General features: G+C 30.1%; 2 protein-coding genes. Both read right to left on the bottom strand.

What is annotated here, in order from left to right; translation table 11 throughout:
* Window positions 1–102: 102 nt before the first annotated feature.
* Entirely contained in the window at window positions 103–579 is a 477-nt protein-coding gene (locus AC07XN_RS24285; protein ID WP_309921568.1) for a hypothetical protein, read from the bottom strand.
* 433 nt (window positions 580–1012) lie between these two features.
* On the bottom strand, window positions 1013–1414 hold the full coding sequence (locus AC07XN_RS24290; RefSeq protein WP_494744921.1) for an Imm44 family immunity protein: 402 nt from the start codon (window positions 1412–1414) through the stop codon (window positions 1013–1015).
* Window positions 1415–1759 lie beyond the last annotated feature (345 nt).

Here is a 1759-nt window from a genome sequence, read left to right on the forward strand (position 1 = left end):
AGTTCTATCCCTATCAGCACTCTGTTTTCTTTCAATACATCAAATACTTTATTTGTTACTTCTAAGTCAAATTCATACCCTCGCTTGGCGTAGTGAAAAACATTATGGAATACTTTCAAGTATTGTGTCTAACCAAAAAGGTTTCCAATCTTCGCTTTTTATGTTTTCAATTTGTTTTTTTATAATGATATAATTTGAACGATGCTCCGAATAAATTGTTGGTATAGCTTCTAAAAATATTGGTATATTCTCTTTCTTGTTCAATATTCTAATTATCGACGCTTGCAATATGGATTCAGCCTGAGGCATAAAAGCATCAGCATTTGATAGCAATTCGTTTATATAAGTTCTTATATCGGTTCTAACATCAAAATAGTTCTCGACATATTCTCTCCACATTGCATGAATATCTGAAGTATTTCCAGAAGGGCTTTCATCAAGCACAACTGAACAAAATTTCCTAAAGGTTGTTGAATCTCTATTGTTGTACATCGTTTCAACCAGTGCTTTATATTCTTCTACTTCATCGTCGCTTACATATCTAATTTCGTATAATCTTGCATACAAATTATCATTCATCTGTCTTATTGTTTTTAGTATCCCTAAATATTTTTATTCATAGCATTTGTTTAAAAATGCCAAGTATAGCATTTTTACTTCTTCTTTTTAAGGATAATTTGTTATTTCTTTAAGAAAATTCTCTTTAGTCTTTAATATCATTACTTTCTCGTTTTTAAATAAAAAACACTTATCTGATTGAATATATACTCGCTCCTCGAAGTCACCGACTTCGTGGGATAGATAAATGACAATCTCTGATTGTACAAGCCAGGTTTAAAAGCATTCAAACCCTAGCTTGGCGTAGTGTTTTTCACTACGTCGGTGTGTGTTGCCTTCTTAGAAGGCATCGGCTAGTAATGGAAGATTTAAAAACGATAAATGCTTCACATTTTTGCCATGTAACATTGCTTATCAATCTGACATAGTGAAAAACACTACGCTAAGGAGGCTATTACAAATCTTTTTTTTCAATTTTTAAACAACATGCTAAATCATATAAAAAAGTTTTATAGTCAAAGTCTTCAAGTCTTTTATTTTCAAGTAATTCTTTGATATTTTTCAAATATTCAGTTTCAATATATCTTATCCTCTGCTCTTTATCCATTGTTTTATAAGTATTGAAATCTAGTTTATATTCAAAACTAAGTTTAGCCCTCTCTTTTACTACCCTTGACTTACGAATAGGATGAAAAGAATCAAATTTTTCGGAAACGCATATTATTATAGTTGAAATATGACTGATTGAATTACCATAGTTTTTCTCGTAAAAAAAACTATTCAATTCATCTTCAAATTCAACTGTTCTAATATCAGTAATCTCATATGAAGATTCACTTGTAATAAAAAAAGTCATAGTATTTTATTTATCTAAAATATGTATTCCCTCGCTCCTCGAAGTCTCTGACTTCGTGATAAAGATAAACGACAATCTGTGATTGTCCAAGCCAGTTTTAAACGTATGCAAACACTCAGATTTGTAAAAAATATCAAGTAAGAGCCTAGTAACAAAGGATGCTCTTCATCTTATTATCCGTAACTTTTTCTAATTTCAGTTTAAAACTAAAATAATATCACCCTTCTCCAAGTGACACTTTGCTTGATACTTGAACTACCAAAGGGATAAAAATTGGCATAATATTTGTCGAAAAAAAGCAGTAGTATAATTTGTAAATTACTGAATATCTACACATTACAACAT

Source organism: Arcicella sp. GW458-12-2-14-TSB2 (genome assembly GCF_059423785.1).

Bases quoted from the DNA above. Each gene is read 5' to 3' on its own strand.
- AC07XN_RS24285 (WP_309921568.1), bottom strand. From the start codon at position 579: ATGAATGATAATTTGTATGCAAGATTATACGAAATTAGATATGTAAGC.
- AC07XN_RS24290 (WP_494744921.1), bottom strand. From the start codon at position 1,414: ATGACTTTTTTTATTACAAGTGAATCTTCATATGAGATTACTGATATT.